The organism is Bacillus sp. B15-48, assembly GCF_016879755.1.
In the GTDB taxonomy this organism is placed as follows: domain Bacteria; phylum Bacillota; class Bacilli; order Bacillales; family Cytobacillaceae; genus Mesobacillus_B.
In genome coordinates, this window is record NZ_WOFU01000004.1 from 82831 (window position 1) to 97946 (window position 15116).

Consider the following 15116-nt stretch of genomic DNA (forward strand, 5'->3'; position numbering starts at 1 on the left):
TGAATCAAGGTGTTGATTATCATACACTTCTTATATTATTGCATATTGAAGCCCTTTCATAAAGCGTTTACACTTAAATTAACTTAATATTTAGAATTATATTTCTGTTCAAAAAAATTAGCGAGGGGATGAATCGTAATGGTAAAAAGTAGAGAAGATATGTATGCAGATGTGAACACACTGATGGAAAACATTCGAAAAACGAATCGTAAAGTTTCTTTCAACCTTGAAGATGTAGAAGATTATAAAGTTAATCCCGATGCCAAACCGGGAGACCTTGATGCAAAGACACCATGGCGAATTAAAGATCTTTATCCAAAGATTGATGATTATAAACTCATACCGACAAAACTATATACTTCTCCTGAAGTGATGGAAGAAGAATGGGAAAATCTTTGGACGAAAACATGGCTACTTGCTGGTCGTGTGCAAGATGTCAAAGAAGTGGGAGATTGGTTCAAATTTGATATTGGTCGAGAATCCATCGTGATTGTACGCAGCAGTAAAGATAAAATATCCGCCTTTTACAACGCCTGTACCCATCGCGGCAATCAACTTGTGTGGGAAGATTGTGGGAAAGGTACAAAGAGCTTTGTGTGCAACTACCATTCATGGATGTTTACACTTGAAGGGAAAAATGCGCGTGTAACAGACCGTGAAACATTTGATGAAGCCGTTCTTTGTGACGGAATTGATTTGTTGAATGTGCATACCCATGTGTGGGCAGGCTTTGTTTTTATTCATATGGGCGAAGAGCCAATTCCGTTTGAGGAGTATATTGGAGAAGATTTATTGAAATTTATGAATGTTTATAACTTTGAAGATATGCATATCGTCAATGAGGTTGAGTTTACACTTCCTGCAAATTGGAAAGTCTCATCAGATGCCTTTCAGGAAGTCTACCATCTTCATCAAACGCATCCGCAAGCATTGCTCGCTTCGGATGAAACAAAGGTGCAAATGGATTTCTTTAAAAACGGCCATAACCGGATCATTCAGAAAAAAGGTGCAGTAAGTCCACGTCAAGCAAAGAATTTTTCGGATACTGTAAATGAAGCGTTAAGGTATTATCTTGAAGAAGCGGGAATCGATCCGGAAACTTACGATGGAGATCCAACCGATATTCGTGAGGTTTCAATTAAAGCTAAACGCGAAAAAATGCCTTATGGAATTGATTATAGTAAACTTGCAGATTGCCAATTAGCTGATACGATAAATGTCACGTTTTTCCCAAATGTAACTTTTACTGTCTGGTCAGAAGGACTATTTATTCAACGTTTCCGCCCGCACCCAACCGATCCGAATCAATCTGTCTATGATGCGATTTCAATTGTTCCAAAGATTAAGGAAGGGGTAACAAGGCCGTTTTATTATCAGTCTGTGATGGATGTTTTTGCTGCTGATGATATCAGTGGAGAAACACGTCCGGAGAAGAAATACACAACTTTTGAGAATCCACAGTGCAGCTTCTTTATTGAACAGGATTTCGTCCAAATTGCCGCCAATCATCGCGGTTTGAAATCGCGTGGTGTTCGTGGTGTGATCCGTTTGAGTGAGCAAGAACGACGAATCCAGCAATTTTATAACGAGCATGATTTGTATCTTAAAGGAGAGAAATTTAAACCAGCAGTATCTAAAGAAACGATTAAAAAATAGTTTGAAATGATGGCTGTATTATATTTAAAACGAAAGGGGCGATTTTCTTCTTCCATTTGGAGGAAGAAAAAACGTCCCTCTGATTTCTACAGGAGGTAGCTCAAAATGGGGAGATTAGATAATAAAGTAGCGGTAATAACCGGTGCAGGTTCTGGAATGGCTCGAGCTACAGCAATTTTATTCGCATTAGCGGGAGCTAAACTTGTTATAGCTGATTATAATGAGACAACCTTATATGAAACGCTTGCTGAAATTACAGCAAGTGGAGGAACCGCAGTTGCGATTAGAACAGATGTGGCTAAAGAAGAAGATGTAGAGGCTATGATTCAAAAAGCTGTAGATGAGTATGGTAGATTAGATATTTTGGCAAATGTTGCTGGTGTTTTTGATAACACTATGTCTATTGAAAATATTTCTAATGATTTATATAACCGCGTCATTGGAGTGAATTCAAACGGTCCATTCTTTTCATGTGGAGCAGCAATTAAACTATTTAAGGAACAAGAAACCGGTGGATCTATTGTAAATGTAGCCTCTATTGCTGGATTCCGTGGGGCACGTGGTGGGGTAGCTTACACGATGTCTAAACATGCAACAATAGGTCTTACAAGAAGTATTGCGGCAATGTATGGCCGTGAAAACAAAAAAATAAGAGCAAATGCAATTGCACCGGGTTTCATTAAGACAGGGATGACTGCTGACCTATCTGATTACGATCCAATTGGCAAAGCTGCTAGCAGGGATACCGGTTCCACTCTTATGGGTGATCCTGAAGATATTGCTCAGGCAATCTTATATTTAGCTTCCGATGACTCTAAATTTGTTAATGGTACCGTATTAACAGTAGATGGTTCATGGACTGTACGATAATAAAATGAAAGGAATCAACACTCGTTCAAAACGCAAAGTTTCGTTTGAAAACGAGCTGCCTTTAGCTTTTTTCTTAGTTTCGGGTGAGGATGCCTATTTCTAGAAGGTTGGACCAGTCACCGATTCAGTGCTTAACTAGAAACAAGTTAATAAAACCAATGAATACATGGATGATAGTAATAATATTTTGAAAGTTTAGTTGATTTATATCGTATGAGAATCATCTAATTAACTAGGAACTAACAAAATATTAGAATATATGATTTTGATTTTAGGAGGAATAAAGTGGAAAAGGTTAATAACGAAACACGCATTCTATCAAAAGATAAAGCTAAATGGATATTTCAAAAAATGGTCGAGATTCGAAAGTTCGAAGAAACGGTCATCCGAGGAACAAGAAATGGATCGTTAGGACCGTTTGCACATACTTCTGATGGCCAAGAAGCTGTTGCCGTAGGAGTATGCGCCCATTTATCCGATACAGATTATATTACTAGTACCCACCGCGGTCATGGCCATTGTATTGCCAAAGGTGGAGACCTAAATGAGTTGATGGCTGAAATGGCAGGAAAAGTAACAGGTGCTGCGAAAGGGAAAGGCGGCTCCCTTCATCTTGCTGATTTCAACAAAGGGATTGTTGGTGCGAATGGAGTCGTAGGCGGCGGGATTCCGATTGCTGTCGGTGCGGCTTTAACAGCACAAATCACAAAAAGCGGTGCTGTGGCTGTCGCGTTCTTTGGGGATGGTGCATCGAATAATGGTGCATTTCATGAATCTCTTAACCTCGCAGCTATTTGGAAACTGCCTGTTGTCTTTGTCGTCGAAAATAACCAATACGGTGAGTACACGACGAACAAGTATGCAACGGCGGCTGAAAAAATTTCTGATCGCGCCATTGGTTATAACATTCCAGGTGTAACGATTAATGGAAATGATGTAATCGAAGTTTACGATAGGGTTGGAAAAGCAATCAAGAGGGCAAGAAATGGGGAAGGACCGTCTCTAATTGAATGTGATACTTTCCGGATACAAGGACATGGGATATCGGATCCGCAATTATACAAAACAGACGAAGAAAAGCAATGGCATTTAACAGATAAAGAATGTATTAACAAATTTAAAGGTTTTCTTCGTCGTCACGAGCTTCTTCGTGATGAGGAGATGGAAACGATCGAAAAGTATGTTGAGGAAGAAGTAGAAAATGCTCTTCAGTTTGCGATTGATAGCCCATATCCAAAACCTGAAGACTTATATACTGATGTGTATGTATCCTATAAATAAACAAAGCACTGAGGAGTTGAAAGCATGACTAGAGAAATAACGACAGTCCAAGCGTTAAATGAAGCGATAAAAATAGCACTAAAAAATGATGATCGTGTCATTGTTATGGGTGAAGATGTTTCTGGGGGAGCGGGTGTTCCTCATCTAGAAGAACAAAATTTAGAAGCGATTGGCGGGCCGTTCCGCGTTACAAAAGGTTGTGCGTTGGAATTTGGCCGCGACCGTGTTCGCGATACGCCAATTTCTGAAAATGGTTTCGTTGGTACTGCTGTTGGTGCTGCAGTAACTGGTCTTCGCCCAATTGCGGAACTGATGTTCAATGATTTCCTTGGCTATAGTTTAGATGCGGTAATGAATCAGGCAGCGAAGTTCCGTTATATGTATGGCGGTAAAATGAAGGTTCCGATGGTACTTCGTATGCCATACGGTGCCGGTTATGGTGCTGGTTCTCAACATTCGCAAACACTTTATTCTATGTTAACAGGTATCCCTGGTTTAAAAGTTGTTGTTCCTTCAAATCCACATGATGCAAAAGGCTTACTGTTAGCTGCCGTTGAAGATGACGATCCAGTTATGTTCTTTGAAAGTATCGCTAATTATGGATTAAAAGGTGAAGTTCCTGCAGGTTATTATACGATTCCGCTAGGTAAAGCGGATATAAAGCGTGAAGGCAGCGATATAACGATTGTGGCGATTGGAAATATGGTGCGAAAATCATTAGACGCTGCAGAACAACTAGGGAAAAAAGGAATCGAGGTGGAAGTGGTAGATCCACGAACTTTGTCTCCACTAGATGAGGACACGATTCTTGCTTCCGTTGAGAAAACGAGCCGACTCATCGTTGTTGATGAATCGAATCCACGTGTAAGTGTTTCGGCAGATATTGCTGCGATAGTCCAAGAAAAAGGTTTTGATTATTTAGATGGCCCAGTTTTACGTGTGAACGCACCACATACACCGGTCCCATTTTCACCACCGCTTGAAAAATTGTACGTTCCAGATGCGAACGACATTATCAAAGCCGTTGCGGTGGCCGTTGGTGATCAGTCATTAGTTACTGTTTAATCCTGAGACTAATGAAGTATTAGGTGGAGTTCAATCCACATCAAGTTAGTCACATATTGGAATGGGATTTATAATGGCCATAATATAGCTATCAATATTGATAAGTTATCAATATAAAAGGAGAGTGTATTTGATATGAAAGAGGTTTTTACAAAGGTATTACAAGTAGGGATTGTTGTCGACAATTTGGAAGCCTATATGAAGAGGTATGAAGAAGATTTTGGGATTGGTCCTTGGGAAGTACTTTATTTTAATAAAGATAATGTAAGAGAGATGACAGTCTATCAAGAGAAGAAAGATTTTTCCATAAAAGTTGGTTTTTGCGATTATTATAATGTTCAGCTTGAGTTAATAGAACCATTAGATTTAAATGATACCAATATATATACGGAGTTTTTAAGAGAACATGGTCCAGGGTTGCATCATATCGCACTTGATACAAATGATCATGATGAAACAGTAAATGAGATGGAAAAGAGAGACGTAAAGGTTATTCAAAGCGGGATAGGAAGAAAAAAATTCACTTATTTTGATTTACGTAAAGAACTAGGGTTTATTGGTGAAATCTACGGTAAATAAATTTCTGAATAATCTAAAATTATATTTAAACGAAGACAATTTCGGATTTAATAAATAAAAGGAGTCGACGTTTTATGAGTACAGATTTTAAAAAGGTTATGTCAAATTTTGAAGAGTTGGTTGAAAGAACACGGAGAACGAACCAGAAAATTAATCCACCACTCGGTGATCCGGAAGATTTCATGATTGAACCAGATTGTGCACCCCATTCTTTAGATGCTAAACCTAAGAAGAGATTGAATGAACTGTATCCGAATATTGCTCATTACCGTCAAATCCCAACTGAACTTTATACAAGCCATGAAGTGATGAAAAAAGAATGGGAAACACTTTGGCAGAAAACATGGCTTGTCACCGGAAGAGCATCTGATATTCCAGAAATAGGGGATTGGTTTAAGTTCGATAGTGGCCCTGAATCATTTATTATCACCCGCAGTAGTGAAGATTCGGTTCATGCAATGTACAATGTTTGTCGACACCGCGGTAACCGACTAGTAAATGAAGATTTTGGAAAAGGGGCAAAAAGCTTCACATGTAACTACCATTCATGGATGTTTACACTAGAAGGAAAGAATGCCCGCATCACCGACCGCGAGACCTTCGCGCCGGAAATACTGTGTCAAAACCTTGATCTGCCAACGGTCAAAACTCATATTTGGGGTGGATTTGTTTTCATTAACATCGATGAAAACCCAATCCCATTTGAAGAATATATGGGTGAAATGATTCGTATTATGGGGCCATATAAAATGGAAAATATGCATGTTATTAAAGATACACAGATGGTGATGCCAGCGAACTGGAAAACAACATTAGATGCATTCCAGGAAATGTACCATCTTCACCAAACGCATCCACAAGGGGTTTATACGATTGACGATCATTTTGGTCAATATGACTTTTTTAAAAATGGTCATAATCGCATGATTGTACCTCGCGGACTTGTAAGTAAACGCCAAAAAGATCATGAGACAGTGAATGAGTTCCTTAAAATTATGCTTAGAGATGCTGGTATTGATCCAGAAACATTTCTAGGCAAAGCAGATGACGTACGTGAAGCAATTAAACAAAAAAAACGTAAACCAGATAATGCCTTTGGTTTAGATTATAGTGAAATGTCTGATAGTCAAGTCGTTGATAACTGGAACATTACTTGGTTCCCAAATGTAACTTTTAACGCGTATCCTGAAGGAATGCTTGTACAACGCTTCCGCCCGCACCCGACGGACCCAAATCTATCCATCTATGATATTACAGTTCTAAGCGCGAAATTAAAGCCAGGCGCGAGAAAGCCGTTTGTGTTTTCAGCAACATTTGGCGTTGATCCAGATGCAGATATTAGCGGTGAGACCCGTCCAGAAAGAGAATACACAGACATGGACAATACGAAAATGGGACGCTTGCTTGACCAGGATATTGAGCAGCTTACAGGAGTTCAAGCTGGCTTAGGTTCAAAAGCGCTTGGGAATAAAATTGTCTTAAGTGAGCAAGAGCGCAGACTTCAACAGTTTTATGCTGAGTATGACTTACACGTGAAAGGATTTAAGTGATTATTTCAAAATATATTTTTTAGTTAGAATCATAAGCATACCGATACTATTCGTGAGATGGCTAAGTTTAAAAGGCAAATAATTCTTAGTTATCTCCATTTCCATTTGTGTTGGATGGAGAGAATTGAACAGCAAATTACATGTAGGATAAATAACGATAAAAAAGGATGGATACGATGCAAAAGGTCGAAAATTCATATGAAAAATTATTAGAGCCGGGTTATATCGGAAATATGAAACTGAGAAATCGAATTACGATGTCACCAATGGGCAGTTTTCTAGATAATCCTGATGGCAGCCCCTCAAAGGCACAGATAGATTATTATGAGGCTCGCGCTAGAGGAGGTGTGGGCATGGTAACAATTGAAGCTCAATATATTACGAAAACAGACCCATGGCTTAAACATAAACATTTAGTGGATACAGATGAACAGGCGGAAGGCTGGAAAGTGCTTGCCGATTCCATCCATGCACATGGAGCAAAAGCCGCAATGCAATTAAGTATTGGGCTTGGACGGAATGCTTTTACATTTGAAGATGGACAAATGGTATCAGCCTCAGCAGTCCCAGCATTCAGAGATCCAAATATAATTTGCCGTCCGCTAACCGTTGCGGAAATTCATGACATTGTTGCTTCTTATGGTAGAGCGGCAAAACGTGCTTTAGATGCTGGAATTGATTGTTTGCAAATCCATGCTCATGGTGGTTACATCCTCGATCAATTTATGACACCACTTTGGAACAAGCGGACGGATGAATACGGGGGGAGTTTCCTTAACCGGATGCGTTTTATTAAAGAAGCGTATGAGGCGATTCGCGAAGTTGTCGGCTCTAGCTATCCAATCACTGTGAGAATTGGAGCTTACCATGATTTTGAAGGTGGCAGAACACTAGAAGAAAGCATTGAAATCATAAAATACTTAGAAGAACTTGGAATTGATGCATTTGATATTGACCTAGGTGCATATGAACGGAAACAATGGATTACACCTACTGTCTATCATGGTATATCTAGTATGGCCCATGCAGCAGAGGCGATTAAAAAGGTCGTCAGCGTTCCAGTAATTAATGCTGGTACACACTCTCCAGAATCAGCCGACCAACTTTTACGTGAAGGGAAAATAGATTTTGCGCAATTTGGGCGACCATTAATTGCAGACCCAGATTTTCCGAATAAATTGAAGAATAACCACCCAGAAGAAATACGGCCATGTATTTTTTGTACTGAGTATTGTACTGGAAACATTCAACAAGGTAAAGGAATCTCTTGTGCGGTTCACCCACAAGTGAACTTTGAAGTGCATTTCCCAGAATTCGTTGCCAAAGGAATTTACCCTGATAAAAAAGTTAATACACCAAAAAAGGTAGTCGTCATTGGGGGTGGACCTGCTGGAGTTGAAGCAGCAAGAGCTGCGGCAGAACGAGGCCATCAGGTGACTATTTACGAAAAAAGGAATCAGCTCGGTGGGAACTTAAATGTCGCTTCAAAATTGACTTATAAAGAGAGATTGAAAGTGTTTAAGATTTGGCATGCACGTCAATTGGAGAAGTTGGGGGTTACCGTTCACCTGAATTCAGAAATAACTGAAAATTCAGTTGAATTGGAGCGTGCAGATCAAATTATCGTAGCTCTAGGAGAAAAGCCTTTTATTCCTGATATCAAAGGCATTGAAGAAGCAAATGTTGTCGAAGTCGTTCAAGCCCATCTTCAGCCGGAAGCAGTGAAAGGAGAAAACATTGTCATTGCTGGAGGGTCAAAGTCTGGTTTCGATTTTGCATTAGAGCTTGCAATCCAGGGGAAAAACGTCACAGTCGTCGAAAAAGGGGACGAAATACTCCCAGATGCATTGCTTGAAATCCGAAATCCACTTACCTTTAAGTTAGAAGAGTATGGTGTAAATATTTTATTGAAACATCAAGTTACTGAATTTACGTCGTTAGGAGTGAAAGCAAGAACTTCAGATGGGAATGAAGTAGAAATACATGCCGATACGGTCATCGCTGCTTTTGGAAGAACAAGAGAAAATCCGCTTGTCGATAGAATTATTGTAAAATATAAAACTGCAATGGTGTTAAGTGACAGCATTTCACCTAGCTCTACAGGAAAAGCAGTGCATGCAGGGTTTAATGCTGCACTATCGATAGAATAAATTCCGATTAAGAGAGGTCAATAATGGATAAAAGAGCCTAGAAGACTCTTTTTTATAGGCAATATTACTTTATCTATCGTATTGTTTTACTTAGTAAAATACGTAAAATAATCAGAAAAATAAAAATATACTTTCTATTTAAACTTATACCGATTAAAATATAAATAAGGTATAAAAGTATCTCTGAAGTTAAATACACAATAGGAGGAATAGAAATGACTGAAGTATTTATCGTCGATGGTGCCCGAACGGCTTTTGGAAAATTTGGAGGTTCGTTTGCAAATACGAATGCAACAGAACTCGGAATGGTTACTGCCGTGGAAGCTTTAAAACGATCAAACGTAGCTCCAGAACAGGTTGATCATGTCATATATGGAAATGTAATACATACCCAGAAAAGTGCTTCCTATCTTTCCCGTCATATCGGTTTACATAGTGGAGTTCCACAAGAAGTTCCTGCTTTGACACTAAATCGTTTATGTGGCTCTGGAATGCAAGCAGTTGTATCTGCTGCTCAGCATATTTTAGTTGGAGATGCCAATATTGTTTTGGCCGGTGGGGCAGAAAACATGTCACAAGCACCATATTCCAACTTCACGCAGCGCTTCGGCGGGGCAAAATTAGGGAATGTGTCATACGAAGATATGCTTTTAGCCACATTGTATGATGAATATACAGGTAAAGGAATGGGAATAACCGCAGAAAAACTCGCTGAAATTTATGAGATCTCCCGAGAAGAACAGGATTTGTTTTCGATCGAGTCAAACAAACGCGCTGCTACTGCTACTGCAAATCAGATATTTGCTGAGGAAATCGTTCCAGTTGAAGTCAAAACAAGAAAAGGTATTTTGTCTGTTTCCGAGGATGAACACATAAAACCAGATGCAAGCTTGGAAGCGATGAGCCGACTGAAACCATCTTTTATAAAAGACGGAACGGTTACCGCAGCTAATGCTTCGGGAATCAACGATGGAGCTGTTTCTTTAATCGTTGCTGGTAAAGATGCTGTTGTTGAAAATCAATTAAAACCAATCGCTAGAATCGTATCCTGGGCTGTGGCCGGTGTTGATCCAACAATTATGGGGATCGGTCCAGTTCCTGCCATAAAAAAAGCATTGGAAAAAGCTGAGCTTTCATTATCTGAAATCGATGTAGTCGAAGTAAATGAGGCGTTTGCAGCCCAATATCTTGCAGTAGAAAAAGAACTACGTTTGGACCGTGAAAAAACAAATATTAATGGAGGTGCAATTGCGCTCGGTCATCCCGTCGGAGCAAGTGGAGCGCGAGTCTTACTATCCTCTGCCTATGAATTAAGACGTCGAAATGGAAGATATGCTGTTGCAAGTCTATGCATTGGTGGTGGCCAAGGAATCGCGATTGTAATTGAACACATCTAAACTAAAAATGAAGAGGTATCATTCTAGTTTGAAACAAAAATCAATCACTAGTCTATTAAGAAACCATAAAAACGACTATTAAAACTCGAATTCCTTTCTTATTGTAAAAGTGTCTACAAATCACTAACTATGACTTGTAGACACTTTTTTTCTTCTGCTGATTAAAAACAAAGAAAAAGCAACGGCTCCACGATTCCTACGTATTGTATGTAGAGCCTGTTTTATCGATTTGAATTTGTTCTTGTCTTCTTGTAAGGAACATGTAAGAACAATGAGCTCCAATCGTCATAATTAGGATAGTTAGTCCCATCGGTACAGCTGTCGCTCCACCACCAATTCCTACAAGTGGTGCAGAAATGGCTGCTAGGAGAAATGGTAATAATCCGAGCAATGCCGCAGCGCTTCCTGAACGATGTCCTTGGGTTCGCATTGCAAGAGAAAAGCTACATGTGTTCGTCATTCCATAAGCAGACGTAACAATACAAAGCGGAATAACAATAAATATTAACGGAGCTTTTAATAAAATCATGATAAATAACAAGATACTTGCGCTTGTTGGGATCCACATTCCAACGTATAGAATTGTTGTTTCAGGTATTTTCCCTGCCAGCCATCCGGTGATTTGTGTTCCGATAATGATACCTACTGCATTTAATGCGAACAAAAGACTAAACATTTGTGGTGAAACACCGTAAACTCCTTGATACACAAAAGGTGTCCCAGAAATATAAGCAAAAACAGCAGCCATCATCAGACTTTGAGTAAGTGCATAACCAAGGAACATTTTATCCTTTAATAATTCGGAAAACGTGCTAATTGTGTTTTTTAACCCAAAGCTCCTGCGATTCTCTAGAGAAAGTGTTTCTGGAAGAGTAGAAATGACCAGGAAAAACATAACGGCACCAATAAGTCCAAGAACGAGAAATATTGTGTACCATGTGGAATGTTCAATCACAAAGGCACCAAGAATCGGTGCTAAAATTGGAGCCAATCCATTCACAAGCATCAGCATTGCAAAAAACTTTGTCAATTCATTCCCAGAATACATGTCGCGAACAATCGTTCGAGAGATGACAGCACATGCAGATACTGCGAGTCCTTGAATAAAACGTGTGAGGATAAAATAAAAAATATTTGGTGCGAAAATGCAAATAATTGATGAGGTTATATATATGATTAATGCAATCAGCAACGGTTTTTTTCTTCCAATTGAATCACTTAGTGGGCCAAAGAAGAGTTGTCCGCCGGCAAGCCCTAATAAGGTAGCAGTTAAACTTAACTGAACGAATGACGCATTTGTCTGGTAACTTTCTGCAATCATCGGAAATGCTGGTAAATACATATCCATCGTCATCGGGCTAAATGCAGCTAGTGAACCGAGGAGGGCAGTCATCCATAACCGACGTCCTAAATTCATAGGCTGATAAGAAATGGCTTTTGTTTTCAATAATTAATCCACACCTTTCTGTCTAGAGTAGTAATAACTCCTAATTATTTGACGAGATAAAGAATACTTATTATTTTATTCTCTTTATCCAAAATGTCAAACTATTCAAAAGTTAATAGATAAAACGAATTTTCAGAATTATTAGGGAACGCTCTTGAATTCGAAGCAAATGAATAATATAATGGTTATATTGTTGGGTTTATTATGAAAAGGAAGATTTAACCGATATACATAAAACTAAGCAGGGACCATCTTAGAAATAATTCAGTTTATTATCTCCGTTTGAATGTTCATCTATTAAAAAATTTTCCTATAATATTCTGAATATTTTATAATATTAAAAGATTTGGTAATTAATTAGAATAAGGAGATGGGAAGATGTTTGACCTTGTAGGAAAAAAAGCCATTGTAACAGGGGCAGCCCGTGGGCTAGGAAAAGGAATGGCCCGTGGTTTACACAAGGCTGGAGTAGATGTTGTTTTAATTGATTTATCTAATCAAGTTATTCAAACAGCAAAAGAATTTAATCTGAGTGATGCAAAAACGTATGGGTTAACAGGAGATTTATCGACTCAAGAGGAGCGACACCGAATTTTTAAAGAGGTACTAACTTTGCTAGATGGAAGAGTAGATATTCTTGTAAACGCTGCGGGCATTAATAATAAAGTTCCTAGTATAGAGGAATCCCTTGATTCGTTTACTCGCGTGATGAATGTAAATGTGACAGCAGTTTTTGAATTAAGTCAGTTAGCTGCTGAAGTTATGATCAAACAACAGAGTGGAAAAATCATTAACATCGGTTCAATGACAAGTTTCTTTGGAGCGATGAATGGCGCAGCCTATGGAACGAGTAAAGGAGCGATTGCGCAATTAACGAAATCGTTATCGAATGAGTGGGCACATCATGGAATTCAAGTTAATGCGATTGCTCCAGGAGTGATGGCAACAGAAATGACAAGCCATATCGCGTCTAATCCAGAACTAAATGCGGATTTCTCAAATCGAATTCCAGCCGGTAGATGGGGAACACCAGAAGATCTTGAAGGAATTACAGTCTTTTTGTCTTCAGCTGCTTCCAACTATATTACTGGAACAGTCATTCCTGTCGATGGCGGGTATTTAGCACGAGTATAGTCAGTACTAGATTGAAAGGATGATAGCAATGTCAAACGAAGGAATCGTTCGTGGGATTCACCACACGTCTTTTACAACTCAAAACTTTGATGAGATGGTCCATTTTTATCGAGATTTACTAGGTTTAAAGCAAGTAACTAGGGCTGATATTCAAAGTGAAATTTTGGACACTATAACGGGTGTGAAAAACACGAATCTAAAAAATACGATGTTAATGGCTGGGAATGCAGTCATTGAAATTTTCGAGTATGTTAGTCCAAAAGGCAAACCTGCAGAAAAACGTCCTGCTAATGATGTCGGGATTACCCATGTTTGCTTTGATGTTGTCAATATTTACCCAGTCTATAATCGCCTGAAGGAAGCTGGTGTCGAATTTAATTGTGAACCACAAAACTTTAATGATCGCGTAATTGCAACTTATGGTCGTGATCCAGATGGGAATCTTTTTGAATTACAAGAAATAATTGCCCTAGATCACAAAGCCAGATTAAATTGGGATTAATAGTAAGTAGGTTTCATTTTGAAAGGGGGGAAGGTTATGGCAGCGAAAATTCTAGTCTATTATCGGAAAACTGATCAACAAGAAGAATTTGAGGATTACTATTTTAATGTCCATCTTCCAATTGTAAGGAAAATCTCTCAAATTAAAGATTTAAAGATTGCGCGTGTTGTTCACTCTAATGATACGGTTGACGACCTATATTTACACGGTGAAATTCTATTTGAAAACATGGAAACCTTAAAGGAAGCGATTGAATCACCTGAAGGCCAAGCGATGTTTGAAGATGCCAAAAAGATGAGGAAGTTCTTCAAAAATCCACCAATCACAACTTTTGTAGAGTTTGTGGATTAATAGAATGTTTTAAAGTATCAAATCTTGTTCTTAACGAGTTATTAAGGGTTCATATTTATATATGAAAATCCTACTATAAAGTTCTTGCATACAAGGAGGAAATAACATGGAATTTACTACTTTAAAAAAGACAGATATTAAAATTTCAAAAATTGGTATTGGCACAAATAAAATCGGCGGACACAATATGTTCGAAGGATTAAATGAGCAGGATGGGAAAGATTTTCTAATCGAAGCAATTAATCTAGGTATGAACCTGATCGATACGGCTGATGTATACGGTCCTGCCCGAACAGAGGAATTAATTGGTGAAGCGATTGCTAGCATCGATGTAAAAAGAGAGGACCTTGTTTACGCTTCAAAAGTTGGTGTGGAATGGGGAATTGAAGGTGGAGGTATTAGAAAGAATAATAAGCCTGAATATTTAAGAAAAGCGGTTGAAGATAGTCTTAGAAGATTGCGCATTGATTATATGGATTTATGTTACCTCCATTGGCCAGATAATGAAACACCATTTTCTGAATCAATTGGTGAATTAGCTCGTTTAAAAGAAGAAGGGAAAATCCTATCGATTGGTGTTTCCAACCTTCCTATCGACCAATTAAAAGAGGCCGCAGCTGTAACGGATATTGCCTCAGCACAAAATGATTACAATATGTTTGACAGAACCGTAGAAAAAGACATTCTACCATATTGTATCGAAAATGAAATTTCGTTTGTCCCATGTTACCCGCTGGCATCAGGGCTGCTTGGCGGTAGATACAAAGTGGATGACCCTGTTCCACCAAAAATGGAAGCGGATGAATTCCGTCGCAGAGTTCAAATTGCCGATCAATTAAAAGTGATTGCAGAACAAAAAGGAGCGACATTGCCTAACCTTGCTCTTGCGTGGTTATTAGCTCAAGGGTGTGACGCTGTTATTCCTGGCGGCAGACATCCAGGACATGCTCGCGGAAATGCTGAAGCTGTGAAGGTGAAATTAACACAGGAAGATCTTACCGCTATTAATGATATTCTAGGCAAATCTACCTTAGTCTAATATTTCACTTGATAAAGAGGATTAAAGATGGACCGAAAGATAGAAGGAATATTCTCCTTACTTCCGGTCCATCTCGTATTCATAAAAAGTTTAAT

The 15116-nt window shown here is 38.8% G+C and carries 13 protein-coding genes; 12 read left to right on the plus strand and 1 reads right to left on the minus strand.

The annotated features are described in order from the left end of the window. Nucleotides 1–138 precede the first annotated feature (138 nt). The 8 genes from GNT69_RS13780 (at nt 139) to GNT69_RS13815 (ending at nt 10548) form a co-directional block, all read left to right on the plus strand. On the plus strand, nt 139–1656 hold the full coding sequence (locus GNT69_RS13780; RefSeq protein WP_203555564.1) for an aromatic ring-hydroxylating oxygenase subunit alpha: 1518 nt from the start codon (nt 139–141) through the stop codon (nt 1654–1656). 105 nt (nt 1657–1761) lie between these two features. Next, nucleotides 1762–2526, plus strand: a complete 765-nt coding sequence (locus GNT69_RS13785; RefSeq protein ID WP_203555565.1) for an SDR family NAD(P)-dependent oxidoreductase — start codon at nt 1762–1764, stop codon at nt 2524–2526. A 285-nt stretch (nt 2527–2811) separates the two neighbouring features. After that, nucleotides 2812–3807 (plus strand): thiamine pyrophosphate-dependent dehydrogenase E1 component subunit alpha, encoded by a 996-nt coding sequence (locus tag GNT69_RS13790; protein ID WP_343206502.1) that lies wholly within the window; start codon nt 2812–2814, stop codon nt 3805–3807. A 24-nt stretch (nt 3808–3831) separates the two neighbouring features. Beyond that, the gene (locus GNT69_RS13795) at nt 3832–4872 is read left to right on the plus strand and encodes an alpha-ketoacid dehydrogenase subunit beta (RefSeq protein WP_203555566.1); all 1041 of its coding nucleotides are present in this window, start codon (nt 3832–3834) and stop codon (nt 4870–4872) included. Nucleotides 4873–5007: 135 nt separating this feature from the next. Next, nucleotides 5008–5451: a VOC family protein gene (locus GNT69_RS13800; RefSeq protein WP_203555567.1), complete on the plus strand. Its 444-nt coding sequence runs from the start codon at nt 5008–5010 to the stop codon at nt 5449–5451. Nucleotides 5452–5525: 74 nt separating this feature from the next. Beyond that, nucleotides 5526–7001 carry an aromatic ring-hydroxylating oxygenase subunit alpha gene (locus tag GNT69_RS13805; protein ID WP_203555568.1) on the plus strand — a complete coding sequence of 492 codons (1476 nt, stop codon included), beginning with the start codon at nt 5526–5528 and terminating at the stop codon, nt 6999–7001. 176 nt (nt 7002–7177) lie between these two features. Further along, nucleotides 7178–9151: an NAD(P)/FAD-dependent oxidoreductase gene (locus GNT69_RS13810; RefSeq protein ID WP_203555569.1), complete on the plus strand. Its 1974-nt coding sequence runs from the start codon at nt 7178–7180 to the stop codon at nt 9149–9151. Nucleotides 9152–9366: 215 nt separating this feature from the next. Continuing rightward, a complete protein-coding gene (locus tag GNT69_RS13815) occupies nt 9367–10548 on the plus strand; it encodes an acetyl-CoA C-acetyltransferase (protein WP_203555570.1) in 1182 nt (393 codons plus the stop codon). Nucleotides 10549–10744: 196 nt separating this feature from the next. Here GNT69_RS13815 and GNT69_RS13820 read toward each other — a convergent pair whose 3' ends face one another. Then, the gene (locus GNT69_RS13820) at nt 10745–11965 is read right to left on the minus strand and encodes a multidrug effflux MFS transporter (RefSeq protein ID WP_203556000.1); all 1221 of its coding nucleotides are present in this window, start codon (nt 11963–11965) and stop codon (nt 10745–10747) included. 408 nt (nt 11966–12373) lie between these two features. On the opposite strand from GNT69_RS13820, the gene GNT69_RS13825 reads away from it, so the two are divergent. The 4 genes from GNT69_RS13825 to GNT69_RS13840 all read left to right on the plus strand — a co-directional run bounded on the left by GNT69_RS13825 (nt 12374) and on the right by GNT69_RS13840 (nt 15021). Beyond that, nucleotides 12374–13129, plus strand: a complete 756-nt coding sequence (locus tag GNT69_RS13825) for an SDR family oxidoreductase (protein ID WP_203555571.1) — start codon at nt 12374–12376, stop codon at nt 13127–13129. A 28-nt stretch (nt 13130–13157) separates the two neighbouring features. Beyond that, nucleotides 13158–13631: a VOC family protein gene (locus tag GNT69_RS13830; protein ID WP_203555572.1), complete on the plus strand. Its 474-nt coding sequence runs from the start codon at nt 13158–13160 to the stop codon at nt 13629–13631. A 36-nt stretch (nt 13632–13667) separates the two neighbouring features. After that, nucleotides 13668–13982, plus strand: coding sequence for an EthD family reductase (locus GNT69_RS13835; protein ID WP_203555573.1), 315 nt, complete (start codon nt 13668–13670; stop codon nt 13980–13982). Between the two features lie 106 nt (nt 13983–14088). Continuing rightward, on the plus strand, nt 14089–15021 hold the full coding sequence (locus GNT69_RS13840; RefSeq protein ID WP_203555574.1) for an aldo/keto reductase: 933 nt from the start codon (nt 14089–14091) through the stop codon (nt 15019–15021). Nucleotides 15022–15116: the final 95 nt, after the last annotated feature.

Excerpts from the sequence above, each read along its gene's own strand:
- GNT69_RS13780 (WP_203555564.1), top strand. The coding sequence starts at position 139 with ATGGTAAAAAGTAGAGAAGATATGTATGCAGATGTGAACACACTGATG.
- GNT69_RS13785 (WP_203555565.1), top strand. The coding sequence starts at position 1,762 with ATGGGGAGATTAGATAATAAAGTAGCGGTAATAACCGGTGCAGGTTCT.
- GNT69_RS13795 (WP_203555566.1), top strand. The coding sequence starts at position 3,832 with ATGACTAGAGAAATAACGACAGTCCAAGCGTTAAATGAAGCGATAAAA.
- GNT69_RS13800 (WP_203555567.1), top strand. The coding sequence starts at position 5,008 with ATGAAAGAGGTTTTTACAAAGGTATTACAAGTAGGGATTGTTGTCGAC.
- GNT69_RS13805 (WP_203555568.1), top strand. The coding sequence starts at position 5,526 with ATGAGTACAGATTTTAAAAAGGTTATGTCAAATTTTGAAGAGTTGGTT.
- GNT69_RS13810 (WP_203555569.1), top strand. The coding sequence starts at position 7,178 with ATGCAAAAGGTCGAAAATTCATATGAAAAATTATTAGAGCCGGGTTAT.
- GNT69_RS13815 (WP_203555570.1), top strand. The coding sequence starts at position 9,367 with ATGACTGAAGTATTTATCGTCGATGGTGCCCGAACGGCTTTTGGAAAA.
- GNT69_RS13820 (WP_203556000.1), bottom strand. The coding sequence starts at position 11,965 with ATGAATTTAGGACGTCGGTTATGGATGACTGCCCTCCTCGGTTCACTA.
- GNT69_RS13825 (WP_203555571.1), top strand. The coding sequence starts at position 12,374 with ATGTTTGACCTTGTAGGAAAAAAAGCCATTGTAACAGGGGCAGCCCGT.
- GNT69_RS13830 (WP_203555572.1), top strand. The coding sequence starts at position 13,158 with ATGTCAAACGAAGGAATCGTTCGTGGGATTCACCACACGTCTTTTACA.
- GNT69_RS13835 (WP_203555573.1), top strand. The coding sequence starts at position 13,668 with ATGGCAGCGAAAATTCTAGTCTATTATCGGAAAACTGATCAACAAGAA.
- GNT69_RS13840 (WP_203555574.1), top strand. The coding sequence starts at position 14,089 with ATGGAATTTACTACTTTAAAAAAGACAGATATTAAAATTTCAAAAATT.